This window comes from Ulvibacter sp. 2305UL32-6, assembly GCF_058148545.1.
In genome coordinates this window covers 278,893-297,342 of sequence record NZ_JBYVKA010000004.1, presented here as the reverse complement: position 1 = coordinate 297,342, position 18,450 = coordinate 278,893, and the positions used below count along the sequence as shown (strand labels likewise).

General features: G+C 37.2%; 15 protein-coding genes. 7 read left to right on the top strand and 8 right to left on the bottom strand.

Annotated features, from left to right (window positions below; translation table 11 throughout):
* The first annotated feature begins 1 nt into the window (after window position 1).
* The 4 genes from ACY2RU_RS14130 to ACY2RU_RS14115 all read left to right on the top strand — a co-directional run bounded on the left by ACY2RU_RS14130 (window position 2) and on the right by ACY2RU_RS14115 (window position 5,199).
* A complete protein-coding gene (locus tag ACY2RU_RS14130) occupies window positions 2-550 on the top strand; it encodes a hypothetical protein (protein ID WP_490139124.1) in 549 nt (182 codons plus the stop codon).
* On the top strand, window positions 543-1,118 hold the full coding sequence (locus ACY2RU_RS14125; protein ID WP_490139123.1) for a hypothetical protein: 576 nt from the start codon (window positions 543-545) through the stop codon (window positions 1,116-1,118). Before ACY2RU_RS14130 ends, ACY2RU_RS14125 begins: the two co-directional genes overlap by 8 nt.
* An 89-nt stretch (window positions 1,119-1,207) precedes the next feature.
* A complete protein-coding gene (locus tag ACY2RU_RS14120) occupies window positions 1,208-3,814 on the top strand; it encodes a hypothetical protein (RefSeq protein ID WP_490139122.1) in 2,607 nt (868 codons plus the stop codon).
* Window positions 3,815-3,867: 53 nt separating this feature from the next.
* Window positions 3,868-5,199 carry an ATP-binding protein gene (locus ACY2RU_RS14115; protein ID WP_490139121.1) on the top strand — a complete coding sequence of 444 codons (1,332 nt, stop codon included), beginning with the start codon at window positions 3,868-3,870 and terminating at the stop codon, window positions 5,197-5,199.
* Here the strand turns inward: ACY2RU_RS14115 and ACY2RU_RS14110 are convergent.
* From ACY2RU_RS14110 to ACY2RU_RS14085, 6 genes are all read right to left on the bottom strand, one after another.
* A complete protein-coding gene (locus tag ACY2RU_RS14110) occupies window positions 5,177-6,031 on the bottom strand; it encodes a 5-oxoprolinase subunit C family protein (RefSeq protein WP_490139120.1) in 855 nt (284 codons plus the stop codon). The genes ACY2RU_RS14115 and ACY2RU_RS14110 overlap by 23 nt on opposite strands.
* Window positions 6,024-6,731, bottom strand: coding sequence for a 5-oxoprolinase subunit PxpB (gene pxpB, locus ACY2RU_RS14105; RefSeq protein ID WP_490139119.1), 708 nt, complete (start codon window positions 6,729-6,731; stop codon window positions 6,024-6,026). Before pxpB ends, ACY2RU_RS14110 begins: the two co-directional genes overlap by 8 nt.
* Window positions 6,728-7,471, bottom strand: coding sequence for a 5-oxoprolinase subunit PxpA (pxpA, locus tag ACY2RU_RS14100; RefSeq protein WP_490139118.1), 744 nt, complete (start codon window positions 7,469-7,471; stop codon window positions 6,728-6,730). Before pxpA ends, pxpB begins: the two co-directional genes overlap by 4 nt.
* On the bottom strand, window positions 7,468-8,691 hold the full coding sequence (locus tag ACY2RU_RS14095) for an Nramp family divalent metal transporter (protein ID WP_490139117.1): 1,224 nt from the start codon (window positions 8,689-8,691) through the stop codon (window positions 7,468-7,470). The genes pxpA and ACY2RU_RS14095 overlap by 4 nt, the downstream gene beginning before the upstream one ends.
* Window positions 8,692-9,816 (bottom strand): DUF2891 domain-containing protein, encoded by a 1,125-nt coding sequence (locus ACY2RU_RS14090; RefSeq protein WP_490139116.1) that lies wholly within the window; start codon window positions 9,814-9,816, stop codon window positions 8,692-8,694.
* A 94-nt stretch (window positions 9,817-9,910) separates the two neighbouring features.
* Window positions 9,911-12,781 carry a M16 family metallopeptidase gene (locus ACY2RU_RS14085; RefSeq protein WP_490139115.1) on the bottom strand — a complete coding sequence of 957 codons (2,871 nt, stop codon included), beginning with the start codon at window positions 12,779-12,781 and terminating at the stop codon, window positions 9,911-9,913.
* A 600-nt stretch (window positions 12,782-13,381) separates the two neighbouring features.
* On the opposite strand from ACY2RU_RS14085, the gene ACY2RU_RS14080 reads away from it, so the two are divergent.
* The 3 genes from ACY2RU_RS14080 (at window position 13,382) to ACY2RU_RS14070 (ending at window position 17,101) form a co-directional block, all read left to right on the top strand.
* Window positions 13,382-14,266, top strand: coding sequence for a hypothetical protein (locus ACY2RU_RS14080; RefSeq protein WP_490139114.1), 885 nt, complete (start codon window positions 13,382-13,384; stop codon window positions 14,264-14,266).
* 29 nt (window positions 14,267-14,295) lie between these two features.
* Window positions 14,296-16,293: a 3-coathanger stack domain-containing protein gene (locus ACY2RU_RS14075; protein ID WP_490139113.1), complete on the top strand. Its 1,998-nt coding sequence runs from the start codon at window positions 14,296-14,298 to the stop codon at window positions 16,291-16,293.
* Window positions 16,294-16,753: 460 nt separating this feature from the next.
* Window positions 16,754-17,101, top strand: a complete 348-nt coding sequence (locus ACY2RU_RS14070; protein ID WP_490139112.1) for a hypothetical protein — start codon at window positions 16,754-16,756, stop codon at window positions 17,099-17,101.
* Window positions 17,102-17,280: 179 nt separating this feature from the next.
* On the opposite strand, the gene ACY2RU_RS14065 is transcribed toward ACY2RU_RS14070, so the two are convergent.
* Both ACY2RU_RS14065 and ACY2RU_RS14060 read right to left on the bottom strand, forming a co-directional pair.
* Window positions 17,281-17,766, bottom strand: a complete 486-nt coding sequence (locus ACY2RU_RS14065) for a hypothetical protein (protein WP_490139111.1) — start codon at window positions 17,764-17,766, stop codon at window positions 17,281-17,283.
* On the bottom strand, window positions 17,763-18,395 hold the full coding sequence (locus tag ACY2RU_RS14060) for a hypothetical protein (protein ID WP_490139110.1): 633 nt from the start codon (window positions 18,393-18,395) through the stop codon (window positions 17,763-17,765). Before ACY2RU_RS14060 ends, ACY2RU_RS14065 begins: the two co-directional genes overlap by 4 nt.
* Between the last annotated feature and the right edge of the window lie 55 nt (window positions 18,396-18,450).

Below are 18,450 nucleotides of genomic sequence, written 5' to 3'. Positions count from 1 at the left end.
GATGTTTTTTCTCCAACTAGGACATATCAAAATACTGAAAATTCCAAAACAAGAATTTGAAACTACAAAGGAGATTTTCTTGTCAATATATCATGCTGAAGAAGAACAATTTTTCCTTATTTGGAATAGTATTCCTATCACCTTTAACTACAAAACTCAGTTGTATCAGAATTTTGATGCCATTTTATCTATATGCTGGTTGCTTCGGAAGGAAGTATCAGGAAACGCAAAGGTATATCTAGAAAATGAAGCTCTGGTTATTTCAATGCAACTTCATTGGAAAAAAGACGATCTAGAGATTAAAACTCATTTTGAACCCAAGAGCGAGCATTTCCGAGAGTATTCAGAATGTCTTCAGCAAAATAGTACACTTATTTTAAGAAAAGACGCATTTTTAAGAGAATGGAACACTTTGCTCAGACAAATATTACTATCAATTCAAGCCAGTGAATGTACTGTTCAAGACGGAACCGAACGAAGAAAAATAGAATTACTACAAAAAACCGAACACGATATTGTGGGTTACGGAAAATTCTACAGCTATGACTAAATTAATCCCAAACAGTATCCCCTTTAGGCTACAGGCCGGTTATGTGGTTGGTGTTGAAGAAAATCAGCTCAGTCATAAAAATCTAGACAGTCTCTTTAAAGATATTTTTGGACATACACTGGAATACTGTATCCTTACCTATAATGGTATCCCGTTTTTACTTCATTATACCGAAGATATCTCATGTTATGTTGAATCTTTAGGTGATATGCTAAATGATATTTTACATCAAAATAACGACCGAAAAACATATTTATTTTCTTCAAAATCTTGTGAGTTTTCGGTATCTTTTTCAATAACAAATAACGAACTTACAATCTACGGAGATTTTATAAAGGTACGGGGAGGCCTTGAAAAGGCGCTAAATACTGTTCCAAGAATTCAAGTGGACCGCATGAATTTTCTAAATGAATGGAAACTCTTGCTTGAACAAGTTCTAGAAGGTTTTGATCAATCAAAACGAGTTCTAAAGGATCGTAAAGGAAAAGCGACATTAGAAACGATTCGCCAAATAAATGATCGTATTGAACGTCCCTATAGATACCAATACCAGCTTCGAACCTGTTAAATACCATCATAAAATGGTTGCTTTTCAGGAAAAAACCCCTTGCCACATGATCGTATTATCTGTAAATTAGTTGTTTACAATAAATTTATATGGCTAACCAAGCAATAAAACCATCGCTTTTCACCCAAGTTATCAATGGTATTCATCATTTGTTGAGGTCTGGTAAGAATTTTGTTAAGTCATCATTTATAAGTTTGGTGGTTATTGCCATTATCTTGCTGTTGCTAACACAAATGGATCAAGCATTTACCATGATGATCGACCTCATTGAAAGTCATTGGATTTCCCTATTTCTAGCATTTTTTTTTATTAATGGGCTTGCCATCGTGCTCTCACACTACCCTATTTACACCTACTATGCGGCAGATCTAAATAATTCTGGTGACTATACAGAGTGGCACACAGTAACGCCATTAAAATTTTGGCCATTTAAATACTTTCCTGTTTACATTTTTACCACCAATAAAAAATCGACATATAAAAAAGACAATTGGGCAAACTATCTGCGATATCTTATTGGCTTGCTCATTCACGGGGTGTGGATTCATTTTATCATTAGTAGCTTTAAACGCAACATCATATTTGAGACGCTCAATCTCGATCTTATGATTAGCATTATATACGTATTACTGATAGTACCTTTTGTTGTGTATGTCTTACTAAAAGAACGTGTTGCAAAGTTAGAGCGAAAAAAAAATAAAGCCGGACAACCGCTAACGGCAGTAACAATACACGAACAAAACTTTAAACTTAAAAGAATTTATAAACGCCTCAGTATAACCTACTTTTTTGTAGCATTTCTTTCTTTTCTATTTCTTATAATTACACTATTTGTTGGTAATTTTAGTCCGGGTGGCTTTGTATTATTACTTGTTACCAGCTATTTATTTATGTTTAATTATGTCTTTTTTAGGCTCTTAAGAACAAAACTAACCAAAGCATTAAAAACACTCACAAGCCCAGCATTACTTGCTGTCAACATTTTTATTAGTCGACTTCTATTTTTAGAAAAGTCTCAAAACTATATCCTATTGTTTAATTTGAACTTTCTGGTTGCGGCTTTACTAATTTTTTATTCAACGCTTGCTAGTATAAACGGTTGGGGGCTGCATAATGGAATACCAATTTTGTTGGCATTTTTTTATTTCTATTATTTCATCATAGCAAGCTTAGGAAAGTACTTTTTTGTAGCGCGAAAAATTAACTTGTACGAAACTAGACGCTATCGCGCTATCTTTATTAGCTGCACTGTCCTTGTCCTCCTTTTTATCATTTCTAATATCGCCAATATTGAAGTGACCACACACGAGTTAGATTTAGTTGAAAACACCAAAACAGAAATTAGCGAAAAACGTTTTATTGATAGTCTTAAGGGAAAAGATGATAATACACTGTTTTTTATAGCTTCACATGGTGGCGGACTCAAAGCAAATGTTTGGACCCTCAATGTTGTTAATACCTTACAAAAACAAACTCATGGGAAATTGCTTAATCAAACCATCGCAATGTCTGGAGCCTCAGGAGGTTCACTCGGACTCGCCTTATACACAGGGCTATATAGAGACCATGGCACGAACACCTCTGAAATTCAGCAAAAAATTGACCTGTTAGCACATCAAAACTACACTTCATTAGATCTGTCATTGACATTCGGACTTGACAGCTATCGAAAACTCTGGCCCCTCAGTGAGCGTATCGGATTGCGAGATCGACCTTACTATGCCATGCGTAAGTATCAAAATATTATTCAAACCGAAAAGAGCAGTGATTTATCCAATACTTCTTTTCGCGATTATTGGCGTGAAGCCTTTAATAAAACCAAATATTTTCCTTCTTTAATAATGAATACAGCAGGTACTAAAGGAAGTCGCGGAATCTTATGGTCTGTTAAGCAAAACCACTTTAGCGACGTTTTTCCATATGCCGAGAATCTAGCAGATCTTTCTAACAACAAAACCATTCCTTTTTATCAAGCCGTATCAACGACCAATAGATTTCCAGTATTTAGTCCTGCCGCTAAAATAAGAGGTCACGGCCATTTTATCGATGCGGGAGCCATTGATAACAGCGGTCTTCTAGGATGTTTAGATCTTCACAATTATCTAATGAAAGACCCAACGGTGCTGGGAAATAAACAGATAGCTTATATCGAGATCATTAATAGTAAATCACTTTATGTAAATTATTTGCTCGATCAATTTCAAAAAGAAAACAACATTAGGCACATCGAAAAAAATGAAAACGAAACAGATAATATAATCGCCGATCTTCAAGTTGGACTTAATCTTGACAAGATTCCAGGGTATTTAAGTGATTACATCACCATTTGGGAAAACGCTCAAAATGGAAAAATACGTTATTTTAAGATCTTTATGCCTCATAAAGTATCTATGGATGATGTTAATGCCTTTTTTAGTGGTAATATTTTAGATGCTTCGATAGAGAAAAAATTAAGAGATTTTCTCACTGAAGAAAACAACAAAATTTTATCGATCACCGAAAAACCTGAAAAGTCCTTTTTCGATCCATGGGAATTCTATGAACCTACCCTTTCTCGACACCTTAGTAGAAGTAGTAATAAATATATAAAAGCTATTCTAAAACACGACTTATTAACTAAACAATTTATGGAGATCGAGACGCTTATCAATACAAAAGTGATCAAAGAAAATGAAAGTGCCGAGACGGCATTTTGAAAAAAGTCGCATGCTATCAGTACTTTTCAATTAACCCTAGAAAAAATATACAAATGCCCAACACCACAATAAATAGTGAACTTACCGTTATTTTTTCTTTTCTAAAGGAAGTCATTATCTGGCGAGTTGAAAACCCTGATGGTATTTTCGAAAAAGATGCTCCAACATTGCCTTTAGCCGCATTGACTGAATGTGTGACCATTAAATTTATAAAAGAAAAAGAACTTACACAGGCAGAGATCGTAATCTTTATTTTAACATTAGTGCCTTATGTCGCACCCGATTTCCTATTAAACACAGTTTCTGAGGCTTTTCCATCAGGAACAGATCTACCACAGTTCGGAGGAATTAAAGGAAAACAACACCGAGGTATTCTACCTACAGGCGAGACAGCACAATTTATACTCGCCGGTAATATTATGTCTGAAAGGATGCGCTGCATTACTTATTTTTCTGAAAATGAGACATTTGAAAACAACAGAATATTATATCTAGATCGCGCGCCAGACGACGAACCCATACTCAGCGGAAGAATTCTCTTATATCCCGAAATTTTCTATTTAGTTACTACAGGGATTGTTCCAGCCCCAAAAAGATCGGCCGACTTCCCCGCCGAAAAACTTGAAACAGCTCTTACTTTTGACGATCTTATTTTGAATGATAAAACCATGGAGGAGATACAAGAGCTCCAAAATTGGTTAAACCACCATCACACTTTTTATCATTCTTGGGGAATGAAAGACCGTGTGAAAGCTGGCTATCGCGTATTATTTCACGGTCCTCCAGGAACCGGAAAAACACTTACCGCTAGCTTATTGGGTAAACATACTGGCCATCCCGTATATCGAATAGATCTTTCTACAATCGTGTCAAAATATATAGGGGAAACAGAAAAAAACCTAGCCAATCTCTTTGATAAAGCAGCCCATAAAGACTGGATCCTATTTTTTGATGAAGCAGATGCTATCTTCGGAAAACGAACAAATGTTCAAAACTCAAACGATAAATATGCCAATCAAGAAGTATCTTATTTACTTCAACGCGTAGAATCACATCCTGGTTTGGTTATTCTTGCTAGTAATTTCAAAGACAATATTGATGATGCTTTTATGAGAAGATTTCAATCTATCTGTGAATTTGAAAAACCATCTGCAGAAGAACGATATCAACTATGGACAACCAACCTTCCATCAAAATTGAAACTTCATCCAGAGATCGACCTCCAGCAAATTTCAGATAAATATGAGTTAACAGGCTCGCATATTGTTAATATTATTCAATATTGTAGCATTGATGTTCTTAGTAGAGATACCGATCAACTTACCACAAAGGTGCTTACCAAGGGGATTCGTAAGGAATTTACTAAGGAAGATCGCTTATTTTAAATTGCACCAGATCTCCGCCTCTTCGTTGCGAAAGTCGATGCATTGCCCTTTCTGAGAGTTGCAAAACACGCGCATAACCACCAGTGGTTTGAGCATCTCGCATTAATACGATACATTGTCCAGAAGGTGTTAGTTGAACAGTACCAGGTTGCACTGGTGCTGAAATGATTTCTTTTGGGCTTGCAACTTCCAGTCCTTTTAGGAGATAGGCCATTCGGTTACTTTTTGAACTCACCTCAAGCAATTGTGTTCCTAATAATTGCTGAATAGTCTTCGGAAGGAGATCAAATTCGGGTCCTTTATAACATATAAATTCTTTGGAAGTAAAATGTTCCATTCGTTCTTTGACCGAAGCCGTCGTGATTTTCCCAATCTTTTCAGAAGAAGCAATAGGTAATAAATTGCCTTTGCTGAGTGAGGTATTCGTGGTTAATCCTACATACTGACTTCGGCTTCCCAAGATAACTTCCGTAGAAAAACCACCCATTACACTCAAATATCCGCGTAGTCCATAGGATGCTAACCCAAACCGTAGCATATCCCCTGTTTCAATCCATACCCTAGTGTTTAAAGGTATTTCTATATTGTTAATAGTAGGTGTAAAACCTGCACCAGTGATCGCGATTGCAGTTGGTTTCATAAATTGTAATACGGGTCCTACCATGGTCATCTCTAGTACGGCAGCTTCCTTTTCATTGTCAAGTAATTTATTTGCTAATTGCGCCGCATAGGCATCCATAGCACCACTTATAGGTACACCAGAATCACGATATCCGAAACGTCCTAGATCCTGAATAGAGCTTAAGATACCAGCAGATATAACTTTAATCATGATTCACCTCCCTTTCAATCTTCTCCTGAATGGTCAAAAACTCCTCTTTTGAAACCACTCTAAATCGAACCTCATCGCCTGCTTGTAGGAGCGCCTTTTGAGCACGCTTAAGATCAAACAATTGTACTGGAGTACGACAAATAATATTCCAACCACCTGGTGAAGCTAATGGATAGATCCCCGTTTGATTTCCTCCAATAGCCACCGCCCCTTTTTCAACAAATTCTCGCGGTGTTTGATGCCTAGGCGTCGCTAGTTGGCTAGATAAACCGCCTAAGTAAGGAAAGCCTGGTAAAAAGCCTAAAAAATAAACCTTGTAATTAGGCTCGGTGTGTTTAGCTATGATCTCTCCTTTTGATAAGCCCGTATGTGCCATCACCCTCTCCATATCGGGGGCAAGATCACCGTCATAGCAAACAGGAATCGTCACAATATTTGATACTTTAGTATTAGGATGTAATTGGGTTTTATAATTTTCCTTTAGTTTCTGAAGAACCTTGGACACCGAAATATGTGGTTTAAAATATAAAGCCAGTTCGTTATACGCTGGCACTGTTTCAATGATCTCTTCGGAAAAATTTTCGAAAACAAAACGCTTTAATTGCAAGATTTGATAATGGATATTTATATCAATAATTGCGTCCCAACGCACCAAAGCCGCATGTTCGCCAAATTGCATAAATATTGGAAACTTGTTCATGATAGTTTTATGCCATGAGCAGTCATGGTTTGGTGAATAAACTTTAAAATTCCCAATGCCTGAGGGGTATCTCCATGGATACAAAAAGTATCGGCCTGTAAAGGTATCTCTTGCCCTTCTATTGTATTTACCGATCCTTTTACAACCAACTGCTTCAATTGGTTCCAAGCGCTTTTATTATCAAGTATTACAGCATCCTCTAGCATTCGGGACACTAAAGTTCCATCATTATGGTATCGTCGATCTATAAAAGCTTCGTACCACAATGGCAATAGGTTTTTAGCCTTTTCAGCAAGAATAGAATTTGGTGGGACATAGAGAATAGGTCTTATTTGTGTTTCAAGGATTGCTTCAACAATTGCATCTGCTGTTGGTGCATCCTTAGCAGCATAATTATATAGTGCTCCGTGTAATTTAACATGGTGCATTTCTATGTCTTCGGAATGACAGACCTCTAAAAACAAATTGAGCTGCGCTGAGATAGTTTCTTGTAACTCCCGTTTGGTGAGAGTTAGCAGTTTTCTTCCGAAGTTATCTCTATCTGGAAACGAAGGATGAGCCCCTATTTTTACCCGATATTTTTTTGCTAATTGTATGGTGTTCTTTATAGATTCCTTATTTCCGTAGTGCCCGCCGCAGGCAATGCTGCAGGAAGATATAAGTGGCATGATCTGCTCATCATTGCCAATCCCCTCACCCAGATCGGCATTAATATCGATATGGTATTCTGTGCTTTTCAAAACGAAGCAAAAACTTTAATAAGACTCTTGATACCTAGACCTACCGCCATGAGTACGATAAGAATTCCTAAAATATTCTGTAGTAACGAATTTCTATGAGTTCCTAATACCGAAGGTCTATTTACAACCCAAAGTAAAAATACAGCAATAATTGGTAATAAGAGTCCGTTGGCCACTTGTGCAAATCGAATGATCTCAATGGGTTTGATTCCTATGGAAGATAAAATTACACCCAGCAACAAAATACACCCCCAAACCATTCGAAATTTAACATCCTTTAATGATTGATCCCAGCCAAAAAGTTCTCGCGCGACATAAGCGGCGGCAAGCGGTGCTGTTATGGCCGATGTGATTCCGGCGGCAAATAAACCGGCACTTAAAAAATAGGTAGCATTAGCACCGTATAACGGTTCTAGTCCACGTGCTAGATCGGCTGCATTTTGGACCTCTCCCGATGTTATGGCGGCCCCGCAAATAATGATCATGATGGAGACCAGACCACCCAATATGACAGATAGATACAAATCGGTTCGCGCCATTTTCAGTTGCTCCACTCCTTTCCATTTTTCCTTAACCAAAGAAGCATGAAGAAATAAATTATACGGCACAACGGTAGTTCCTACAAGGCCAATAATGGTAAGCCAGCCTTCTTTCGGCACTGATGGAACAAAGAGTCCTTTCGCTACGCTTAGTACATCTGGTTTGGTCATAATGGCAGTGATAATAAATGACAAACTCATTAAAATGACCAATGTGACCAAAACCCGTTCTATAATTTTATAGTTGCCTATATATAAGAGTGTAAAAGCTATGATACCTATCAAGATACTGAGTAAATTGATGGTCAGTCCTCCTAAGCTAAAAGTAGTTTCTGTAAAGATGGTTTGTAAGCCTAAAACGCCTCCACTAATATTACCTGCTTCGTATGCCGCATTTCCAACAAGAATAGCTGCCAAAATAAGGAGTATAGCGATCCAACGAAGTACGGGTGATTTAATCTCGTGCTTTACAGTTTCGGCTAAGCCTTTTCCGTGTACTATTCCTAAACGCACAGCCATTTCTTGCAATACAATGGTAGCAATAATTGACAATACCATGGCCCAAAGTAGTGTAAAACCAAAGTCAACCCCAGCTAAGGTACATACTGTTACTGTTCCCGGACCAATAAATGCGGCGGCGATTAACGTACCCGGACCAATATTTTTAAGTGGATTTTTCAATTAGTTATCATTTAGACTTTTAAGCGCATAGATAGCAAAGCTTCCTAACCAATGTCCGCCTTCATAACTATCACCAACTAAATTAGGGTAAGAATAGGCAACATGCTCATTGGCGATATTAATTAGATGTTTATAAGATGGATATTGTTTTGCCAGTCCGTAGAACACCCACGCCCGACTAAAATTTAGTCCGTCGAGATGAACTAGCTTTCCATCAGTTCTATCATCAACACGTCCCACGGCAAGTTGATATCCTTCATCTTCTAATTGAGGCATAAAATCATCGAGCCAAGTTTTAAACTCAGTCGTTGGTAAAATACGACGCAGGATATCAATTTCTTCCAGACAGGGCGAAAGAAAGTCGTATCCACTTGGTTCCCAGGTAATGGGGCAAGCATTATCTTTTATATAAAACTCGCGGGCCCGTTTTTCGATCAGGCTCATAAGTTCAAGGTCTTGTACTTCTTTTGCATAATCATACGCAAATGTGAGTCCGAATGCCGTATTGGTGTGTTCTCCCACACGAATAGGATACACCAGTTTAGGAAGAAATTCTTTGTAGCGCGCCACAATGAGATCAGATAATGGCTGTAAATTGGTAGCCATTTGTTGCGCTTCAGGATCTTGCCATGTATTTAATTCTTGCTGTAATTTGAGTAGCCAGGCCCACCCATAGGTTCGTTCATAGGATTTATTGATATTTTTTTGAAAATACAGTAGCTCTATTGCAACTTTCTCCTTTGTAAAATTTTCTTTTAATACGCTTTTTGCTTCGGAAGCACGCTCCATTTCGGGGAAGGTTTTTAGTAAAGTAACCATAGACCAATAGCCATGAACGGCGCTATGCCAATCAAAACAACCATAAAATATAGGGTGTAATTGCGTAGGCTCCTGAAGGTCTGATGGACCACTAATGGTTTGCCCTAATTTATTGGGATATTCCGTAGTCACGCAATGTAAGGGAAGTTCAATTAATTTGTTTGCTTCGGAAAGCCCAAAAACGGGGGGCGAATATGTCTTAATTACTTTTTCTTTTTCTGAAGTTTGAACCTCGGCTTTTTTAACTTCCGAAGTACAACTAAGTATTGCAAAACATACTATTGTCAAGGTTATTACTTTTGTCATATGGTGTCATTTATGTTTTAAAGATATTCAATTAAAAACAAAAAGGAGCTGTCTTCCGACAACTCCTTTTATATACAATTTGGATAGTGAAATATTACATCTTCACATCTTCTAATTTTACTTCCTCGCCCTCTTTATCGAGCAAAAGCACTTCATCAAAGCCCATGTTCTTAAACTGAGTATACTGCGTTGCAGCATCTCCTACCACCAAGTAAGCCATTTTAGACTCATCTAGATATTTATTAGCCAAAGCCTTATGTTGTTCTAAGGTCATTCCTTTAATGATCGCCTCTTCCTTTGCAATATAATCTGCAGGTAACTCATAGGTACTCATCTCTTGTAGCATCCCTAATAAGGCAAACTGTGTTTCAAAGCGACGTGCATTTGATTTTACCAAGGCATTCTTTGTAAAATCAAGGTCTTCTTCTGAAATACCATTTTTATACTCTGCGATCTGCTCTTTAAAGATCTCAACCGATTCGCCTGTGGTATTGGTTCGAACACTCGATGAAGCTGTAAACGTTCCTGGCAACTTGCTTCCGCTAAAACCTGTACGGGCTCCATACGTATATCCTTTTTCTTCACGGAGAATTAAGTTGACATTTCCTGAGAAAGAGCCTCCTAATTTATAGTTCATCACTTCAGCGGGGTAAAAATCTTTATCGGTTCTTGGCATAGAGATATACCCAATATTGATCACCGATTGTTTAGCGCCGGGAATATCTACAAAATACAAGCTACTTTTATCACGGTTATTAGCAATAGGATATTCAGGCATTTTAACCTCTTTCGCCGGCCATCTTGATTCAAGATCCTTTAAAGTTGCTAATGCAGCCTTTTTGTCAATTTTTCCAACCACATGAAATTTACTAATACTTGGTGAAAAATTCTTGGTATAGAAATCTTTCAAGTCTTGCATGGTCAATGCTTTAACCGATTCTTCGGTTCCGCTTGTAGGATAGCTAAAGATATGATCTTCTCCATATAATAACTTATTGTATACACGTCCAGCAACAGCGTTCGGATTAGCATCTGAACGTTTAATTTGGTTGATCGTTGCCGTTTTAATACGAGTAAACTCTTCTTCATCCCAACGTGGCTCCAATAAGATCTCTTCAATAAGATCCATTGTTTTATCGAAGTTACGCGTTAATGTATTCCCGCGAATTACAATAGATTCATTGGTAGTATACATATTAATACTTGCGCCAAGCATTTCAATTTCCTCTTCTAATTGCTCTGGTGTTTTGTTGGCTGTTCCCTCCATCATGATGTCGGTCATTAAATTCGCCACACCATTTTTATTTTTGTCGTCTAGTAAGTGACCGCCTTCAATAACAAGACTAAAATTCACTGTAGGAATCTCATTCTGTTCAATTCCGTAGACAACCAAACCATTGGCTAATTCGGCTGTCCAATTTGTTGGAATGTTTAACGCAGGAGCTTCCCCTTGAGCTGGTTCTATAGAACGATCAAAGTTAGAAGGTGTCTTTGCAACCTCTGCCTGCGCATCTTCTACTGTTTTTGTAACATTCTCTTTGATTTCTTCTTCCACCACCGGTGCTTTTGTAGAATTTTCAGCAATAAGATCTAGTTTTCCCTTAGGAACAAAGCTGGTCATGATATACGGTTTCCCTTTAATATAAGTTTCGTATACGCGCATAACATCTTCTTTCGTAACCTTTTTGATATTTTCAATATCATCTTCAATAAATCCTGGATCACCAGTAAATGTGTTATAGCTTGCAAGCTGAAAAGATTTTCCAAGCACACTGCTAATACCATTATAAAAACCGGTTTCTAAACCAGCCTTTACACGTTCAACATCACGATCTGTAATGCCATTGGTTTCAAAAAGAGTAAATGCTTCATTGATACCTGCTTCTACTTCATCTAGATCAACACCGTCATTCGCTGTAATACGAATATGAAACTCTCCAGCAAGTTCTTGTGAGTTATTGTAGGCTGAAGTACGAGAAGTAAGATCTTTATCTTTCACTAACACTTTATACATTGCAGCCTTTTTTCCGCTTGAAAGAATTTCAGCTAAAAAATCGAGTGCATACGCATCTTCAGTGTATTGTTCCACTGTTGGCCAAACCATATTTAATTGAGGAGCAGTTGCAAAATTATCTTCATGATAAAGACGTTTTGTTTCGGCTAAAGTCACACGTTGTGGTTTCATAGGCGCGACTTCCTGACGCTTTTTGATCTCTCCAAAATATTTTTCAACGAGTTGTTTTGCTTCAGAATTTTTGAAATCTCCAGCGATGACCAAGGTGGCATTATTTGGTCCATAAAAACGATCATAAAACTCCCGAACATCCTCTACGGTAGCGCTTTGAAGATCAACCAACTCGCCAATTACTTGCCAGTTATATGGATGTCCTTCTGGATATAAGTTTTTATCTAACACCCAATTTGTGTGACCGTAAGGATTGTTATCAACACGCTGTCTTTTTTCGTTCTGTACTACTTCTTGTTGGTTGTAGAATGCAGATTCTGTCACGGTATTGATTAAAAAGCCCATACGATCGCTTTCCATCCAAAGGATAGTTTCCAGCGCATTGTTTGGCACGATCTCGTAATAAATGGTTCCATCTTTCCATGTACCTCCATTTAGCGTTCCTCCAGCATCTTGTACCTTTTTAAAGAATTGATCCTGCGGAACGTTTTCAGATTCCTGAAAAAGCATGTGCTCAAATAAGTGTGCAAAACCTGTTCTTCCTGTCTTTTCTCGATTTGAACCTACGCCGTACTGAATTGCTACGGAAACAATTGGGTCACTAGTATCTTGATGCAGAATCACATCTAAGCCATTTTCAAGTTCATATTTTTCAAAATCGACTGAAAGCTTCGCGCTTTCGTCGGTGGTAGTTACTTCTTTGTTTTCACATGAAATTATGGTAAGTGCAGATGCAAGAACTCCAGCTGCAATCCATCTTGGAAATTTTTGTAAAGTCATTTTTATTTTTTTTAGGCGAATGTTAAAGATAATATGACCTCTTGTTAGAATTCTTAAAATGGTGTTAAAGTACTTAGTAACTTCCATCTGGACTACCAACATATTTTGCCCGCAAGGTTATTATCACTAATTATAATGATCATTTTAAAAATTAAAAAAGAGACGATACCTATTAAATTAGATGGACGACACATGGATTAAAAATCGTTACGAATTAGTTTAGTACAAGTACTTACCTCATATAACCTCAGGAAAAAACCTTATTAATAACAGGTCTTTTCCTGTTGATTATCAGATAGTTATATCGTACTTTTAAGTATTGCTATTGACAATTTATTCACATCAACGTAATGTGTTTTGTATTGTTCATAAGTACATTTATATAGGTTTTTATAACTATTAAACCTTTCAGTTTGCGCGCAGTGTAATACTATTACACGATGAAAAGTTAGAGGGGAGACTAACTTTTTACTTGCATTTTGGCGGCATTTGATGCCAGATCTTCATACACGTATGTTATCCCCCTTCTTGTTTAGGTGTAAAACCTATGAGGTTAAATCCTCAACATTTAATTATTATTAATTTTTAAACAAACCAAACATGATCAAATTTAAAAATTTACAAAGAACCCTTGTATGTGCTGTAATCTTTTCGGTTACTTATTTTACACATGCACAAGAAATCAATTCTACTGAAGTAAACGAAATTCCATCAGTAATGCTTGAAGGCATGAACGGAAATCGAACTATAAACGGTACTACCACCTATGATGGTTTAAGTGCCGGTACTGTAGGTACAGGAGGATCCTATTTTGGTAACGTTGCCGGAAGAGTCATCACTGCAGCCACTTCCTATAATACCTTTTTAGGATCTTTTACAGGATACTCACAAACTTCAGGTAATAATAATACCTATGTAGGTACTGGAGCAGGTATTTTTGGTACCACTGGTGGTAATAATACAATGATTGGCTTTCTAGCAGGTACAAATAACAGTACTGGAAGTGGGAATGTCTTTTTAGGATATAATGCAGGCTATAATGAGACTACGAGTAATAAGCTCTACATAGATAATTCTTCTACCACAATACCTTTAGTATATGGTGATTTTTCGAGTAATAAACTTGGAATCAACACAAAAAACTTGGTGAATTCTGTTGGAGGTGCCAACACTAGTGCCTATAGCTTATATGTAAAAGGTGGAATTCTTACTGAAGAATTACGTGTTCGAACAGGTTGGGCAGATTATGTTTTTGCAGCTGATTATAATTTAATGCCGCTGAACATGGTAGCAAACTATATTTCTGAAAACGGCCATTTACCGAATGTACCATCTGCAAAGCAAGTAGCAAACGAAGGTATTGAAGTTGGTGATATGACCCGTATTCAGCAAGAAAAAATAGAAGAATTAACACTTTACATCATAGCTCTGGAAAAACAATTGCAAGAACTCGACAAAAAAGTTGATCATTTATCTAAGCAGTAACTGAAGTCTAATCTTAAAAATCAAATGATATGAAAGATTTTATAAAACTTATAAAGTTACTGTCGCTGTGTCTCTTTTCAGTTTCCGTATTTAGTCAAGAAACTATTGACACTAAAATTGACAACTGGAGATATTGGAAGGAAAAAGCCGAACTAGGAATTATACCTCTCAATCCAGATGTAGAAGCGCCGCCTGCTGTATTTGTAGGCGACCAAAATAGAATGATGGATACCCCTGATGTTCTATTAATAGGTGGAGGTTCAACAACACAGAGTGAAAATTCTGTTTTCGTGGACCCTAATAATAATCAAATTGCCTTAAATTCGAATAACTCGACCATTGGAGCATCTGTACAAGGAACAAATGCACTGTTTTCTTTTGACGGCGGACTAACTTGGACTGGCGGTACTGGAGGTGCAGGAGGCAGCAACTCAGGTGATCCTGCAGCTGCCATTAGCTTAGGTGGCACTAGTTATGTTGGTCATATTACGAGCGGTGGCGGTCAAGGTGTCTCCATTTCTAACAATAATGGAACAACATGGAGCGTGTCAACACTACCAAGTAATGGTGGATTTCTTGATAAAAACCATTTATGGGTAGACAATTCTGCTGTTAGTGGATTCCAAGGAAATGTTTATAGCTCATGGACTGCTTTTGGCGGTGTAAACAATAACGACATAGAAATATCTCGTTCTACTAATAATGGTGTAACCTGGTCTACACCTATCAACATTAGTGCCGCAGTTGCTTCTGGTAGTCATGATCAAGGCGTGAACATTCAGACAGGACCCAATGGAGATGTATATGCTGTATGGGCAATTTATGATAGTTGGCCATCACGCGAGAATGCCATCGGTTTTGCCCGTTCTACCAATGGTGGAGTGAGCTTTGGCGCAGCAACCAGAATTCATAATAACATTCAAGGTGTTCGTTGGCAGCCTGGTTTTCCACTAGCAAATCCACATGGTAAAAACATGAGAAGTAATTCCTTCCCAAGTATGGCTGTTGATATTAGTGGTGGCCCAAACAACGGTAAAATCTATGTGGTCTGGTCCAACGTTGGTGTACCTGGCGTTAATACTGGTACGGATGTAAGTGTTTATATCATGAGTTCCACAAATAATGGTGCCACATGGTCTACACCTGTTCGTGTAAATCAAGATCCCGTTGGAAACGTGCAATATTTTCCATGGATAACCTGTGACCCCGCAAATGGTAACCTTAGCGTGATTTTCTATGACGATAGAAACGTTGGTGCGGCACAGGTAGAAACTTGGGTTGCAAATTCAACAGATGGCGGTGTAACATGGGCAGACAACAGAGTAAGCGATGTGTCATTCACACCTACCCCAATTCCTGGTTTAGCAGGAGGTTATATGGGTGACTACTTAGGTATTTCTGCACATGGTGGTATGGTCTATCCCGTTTGGACAGATACACGAAGTGGAACTGCGTTAACGTATACGTCGCCATATATTTTGGGAGGTTGTGCTAATGATCTCGTAATCACAGCTAATGTGCCCAATGGTTCTAGTGATTATCAAGAAGCAATGAATACTATTACGGCTTCAAACACGGTAAACTCTGGCGGAGAAGCTGTGTATCATGCAGGGCTCGAAGTACTATTAGTAGATGATTTCGACGCGCTAAATGGCTCTGTTTTTAGGGCGTATATTGAAGGTTGTACTGGAACATTTCAGAATAGCCCAACAACACTCGTAAGAGCCAATAAGCCGAGATTGAATGAGTACTATAAAGAAGATCCGTTGGCTGTAAGCCTAAATATCTTCCCAAACCCGACTCAAAACATAATCACTATAGCGCTAGATAATAGCTCCTTAATGAATTTCGATGTTAAACTGTTTAGTATGAGTCGTGGCTTGATGTATTCAAACACCTTTGATCAGCAAGATTTGAAATCTTTCCAAATGGATATTTCAAATTTTCCTGAAGGTATCTATATTGTTCAGTTAGTAAATATTAAAACGAACGAAGTTTTCTCTGGAAAAATCATTAAAAATAACTAATGTAATTCTAGTTTAAGTATACTAACCAGTAATGCAAGACCCTTAAAAAAGGGTCTTGTTTTATTTTCTTTCATGACGCAAAACAAGCCCATCAATCTAAGAACGAAGTCATTCATTTACTTCCTCAGAGTTCTCTAGTAGAAACCGATAACTGATCAATGTGATTTTAAAACACTAATTTTTTGTCTAATGTTGAATTATGAACTAATGCAATGTTCTAATCTAACATTATGGGTGAACACAATGTATAAAAACTCAAATCTAAAGATGCCCAATCTATCTTTATACAGCATCCATTAAACGACATCTATCGCATAGGTGCAGAACAAGAATTTTATTTAGTCAATACTAGTTGGCGACCTACGCAGAATTCAGATATGATACTCAAAGCGATTAATGATCCGCCTTTTACCACAGACTTGCCCGCTATAACCTCGAAACTAATGTAGACCCGTATAAATTGGAGGGTAACTGTTTTCAACTACTCGGAAATCAATTAAACACAATAATTGCTAAAACAAGAGAAAAAGCGGAAGCCTTTAACACGAAAGTTGTCCTTACCGGTATTCTACCCACCATCAGTCATGCAGAACTTGAATTTGAGTATATGACACCAAACGCTCGCTATTGGGCACTAAATGACATGCTAAAATCTATTAGAGGTGACAATTATCAATTACATATTCGCAGTGTTGATGAATTATCCCTTTCGCATGATTCTGTACTATTTGATGCCTGCAACACCAGCCTTCATCTTCATTTACAAATTCCGCCCGAAGATTTTATCGCTAGACCGATTACAGTATAACCTCCCTTTTCTTAGCACCATTATTTTATCCATATTTTGATGAATTATGCAATAAAAAAACCAGTTAATAAATCTTTATCTGTCTTAAAGACTTACTAGCTGGCCCTGATATTTTATGTACATCCTAAAAAGATTTTGAAATCGTCAAAAAAAAAACATTTCTTTGTTCTGAAGAACTATTAGCATTCTGCGTCTCTCTTTTTCTGAGCATCTTGTAGTTTCTTTGTTTGTTTTTTAATCGCTGATCTAATATTTGCCATATAATCATCATATTCCTTACTACCCCTTAGAATAATGGTACCATCATCTTTAACTATCTGACCGTCCGTTTTCCATTTTTCTTCTGTAGCTTCTAATCGTGCTAAACTAATAACGACATTGATAATTTCTTGCTGTGCATCAGAACACTCTTTACTTTTAGGTGGTTTGTTACCGCCTCCGCCTGTCTTAGGTGGATTGGTTAGTGTTGGTAATTTTGGAAGTGGTGGCATATCCTGAAAGAACCAATCATAAAACATATAAACTAATCCGGTTCTAAAGCCTTGTTCTACCACAACCACAATATTGGAATCACCAAAATCTACTACATCTTCTTGTGCATTACTCTGGGTAGTCACTCCAAGTAACAAAAGGGATACAATTACTATAAATCTATACTTTTTCATTTCTTTTTGCTTTTTATACATTCTAACGGTTTCATTTTCTTTAATACAGCACCCGTTGTCTTAAAACTGAGGTCCATGGCTTTTTTATATTCTATCTGCGCTGCCATATGTTCTCTACTCCCTGATTTAAAGATTTTAGAGCCAGATTTTGAGACAATCACTAGGTTGGCACCGTTTTTTAGAGCCAGTCCATAATCAACATACATATTAGCAGTATAAATCGTCTGACTGTATAATTCGGTTAAATTCTCACAGTTTACATTCTTAGTATAAGGGATATTCCCTTTACCTAATATCCAATTCGGAATGCCTTCAAGAGACATTAAATAAGACTCCCAATATTTAATGTCGAGCCCTTTTTCCAAGGCTATGACCGATTTGTCTTTTTTACAATCCTGACATTTAAAAACTACTAACCTTTCCTTAATTACCAACTCATCACTCGGTTCTGAAGCATTTAATACATTTATCTTTTTGGGTATTGAAGAAAAATATGTCTTTCCTTCATTTAGAGACATTTTCTTAGTCTTATTGACTTCCGTTTTATGTGTTAGCATAATGGAGAAAAGAAGAAGACCACAACCCAATACAGAGAAAATTAGCGTTCTTAATAATTTGTTTTTTTTCATTATTTTAATATAAAAGATTAAATTTATTTTCTTAAAGCTATTTATAAATACTCAC

Excerpts from the sequence above, each read along its gene's own strand:
- ACY2RU_RS14125 (WP_490139123.1), top strand. The coding sequence starts at position 543 with ATGACTAAATTAATCCCAAACAGTATCCCCTTTAGGCTACAGGCCGGT.
- ACY2RU_RS14065 (WP_490139111.1), bottom strand. The coding sequence starts at position 17,766 with ATGAAAAAGTATAGATTTATAGTAATTGTATCCCTTTTGTTACTTGGA.
- ACY2RU_RS14060 (WP_490139110.1), bottom strand. The coding sequence starts at position 18,395 with ATGAAAAAAAACAAATTATTAAGAACGCTAATTTTCTCTGTATTGGGT.
- ACY2RU_RS14090 (WP_490139116.1), bottom strand. The coding sequence starts at position 9,816 with ATGACAAAAGTAATAACCTTGACAATAGTATGTTTTGCAATACTTAGT.
- ACY2RU_RS14085 (WP_490139115.1), bottom strand. The coding sequence starts at position 12,781 with ATGACTTTACAAAAATTTCCAAGATGGATTGCAGCTGGAGTTCTTGCA.
- ACY2RU_RS14130 (WP_490139124.1), top strand. The coding sequence starts at position 2 with ATGTTTTTTCTCCAACTAGGACATATCAAAATACTGAAAATTCCAAAA.
- ACY2RU_RS14115 (WP_490139121.1), top strand. The coding sequence starts at position 3,868 with ATGCCCAACACCACAATAAATAGTGAACTTACCGTTATTTTTTCTTTT.
- ACY2RU_RS14120 (WP_490139122.1), top strand. The coding sequence starts at position 1,208 with ATGGCTAACCAAGCAATAAAACCATCGCTTTTCACCCAAGTTATCAAT.
- pxpB (WP_490139119.1), bottom strand. The coding sequence starts at position 6,731 with ATGAACAAGTTTCCAATATTTATGCAATTTGGCGAACATGCGGCTTTG.
- ACY2RU_RS14110 (WP_490139120.1), bottom strand. The coding sequence starts at position 6,031 with ATGATTAAAGTTATATCTGCTGGTATCTTAAGCTCTATTCAGGATCTA.
- ACY2RU_RS14075 (WP_490139113.1), top strand. The coding sequence starts at position 14,296 with ATGAAAGATTTTATAAAACTTATAAAGTTACTGTCGCTGTGTCTCTTT.
- ACY2RU_RS14080 (WP_490139114.1), top strand. The coding sequence starts at position 13,382 with ATGATCAAATTTAAAAATTTACAAAGAACCCTTGTATGTGCTGTAATC.